This window comes from Citrobacter sp. Cb004 (assembly GCF_030337065.1).
GTDB classification, from domain to species: Bacteria; Pseudomonadota; Gammaproteobacteria; order Enterobacterales; family Enterobacteriaceae; genus Citrobacter; species Citrobacter braakii.
Map to the genome: position 1 here is coordinate 1 of NZ_JAOWCH010000032.1, position 356 is coordinate 356.

1 protein-coding gene is annotated in these 356 nt (G+C 58.4%); it reads left to right on the top strand.

The features are described from left to right. The coding region (locus tag OGV65_RS00900; protein ID WP_286454503.1) for a branched-chain amino acid transport system II carrier protein at positions 1-356 on the top strand (356 nt) is incomplete at both ends.

Genomic DNA, 356 nt, shown 5'->3' on the forward strand with positions numbered 1-356 from the left:
AACGGTATGCAGGTGATGAGCGCCTATGTCGAGACTGTTTTTGGCGTTTATGGCCGGGTGTTGTTGGCGGCGATCATTACCCTCGCCTGTCTGGTCACGGCCATTGGTCTGACGACCGGAACGGCGCGCTATTTCAACCAGACGACCGGCGCGTCTTATGGGCTGCTGGTGACGCTCTCCCTGATGGTGTCAGCAGCACTTGCCGTGCTGGGACTGAATTCCCTCACCGCAATGGCGGTTCCCGTGCTATGCGCCATTTACCCGGCTGCGCTGGTCGTGGTCGCGCTGGGCATCGTTAGAAAATGGACAGACGTGCCGACGAATCTGTATCAGTTGCTTTTCTATAGCGCCCTGGC